The organism is Streptomyces sp. AC627_RSS907 (genome assembly GCF_019049165.1).
The window spans coordinates 1-741 of record NZ_JAGMUE010001021.1; the positions used below are offsets into that span (position 1 = coordinate 1).

Below are 741 nucleotides of genomic sequence, written 5' to 3' on the forward strand. Positions count from 1 at the left end.
AGGAAGGCCAGGTCGTGGCTGGCGATCAGCAGGGCGCCCTGGAAGGAGTCAAGGGCGCCGCTCAGGTGGCGCACGCTGGCCAGGTCGAGGTTGTTGGTCGGCTCGTCCAGCATCAGCAACTGCGGGGCCGGCGCGGCGAGCATCGTCGCGGCCAGCGCGGCCCGGAAGCGTTCCCCGCCCGACAGGGTCCCGGCCGGCTGCGCGGCACGCGCGCCCCTGAACAGGAACCGCGCGAGCTGCGAGCGGATCTCCTGGTCGCTGACGCCCGGGGCCATCCGGGCCACGTTCTCCGCGATGCTCAACTCCTCGTCCAGCACGTCGAGCCGCTGGGGCAGGAAGCGCAGCGGCACGTGCGCCGTGGCCTCGCCTGACAGCGCCGGCAGTGTCCCGGCGATGGTACGGAGCAGGGTCGTCTTGCCGGCGCCGTTGCGCCCGACGAGCGCGATCCGCTCGGGCCCGTGCACGTGCAGGTCACCCTCGCGCAGCCGGCCGTACCGGGGCCGCAGCGCGCGCAGGCTCAGGACCGTGCGGCCGGCCGGCACGGCGGTGTGCGGCAGGCTGACCCGGATCTCGGCGTCGTTACGGAGCGCGTCCGCCGCCTCCTCGCGCCGCTCGCGCGCCTCGCTGAGCCGCTCCTCGTGCACGCCCCGGAGCTTGTCCGCCGACTCCTGCGCGGAGCGCTTGCGCTCTCCCGCGACGATCCGGGGCGCGCGCCGCTGGGCGTCCATCTTCTTGCTGTGC

At 74.9% G+C, this 741-nt stretch carries 1 protein-coding gene; it reads right to left on the reverse strand.

The window, feature by feature from the left end; translation table 11 throughout:
- Positions 1-741 (reverse strand): ATP-binding cassette domain-containing protein (locus KUM32_RS40020; protein ID WP_217146631.1); only part of this gene is annotated, 741 nt, incomplete at both ends.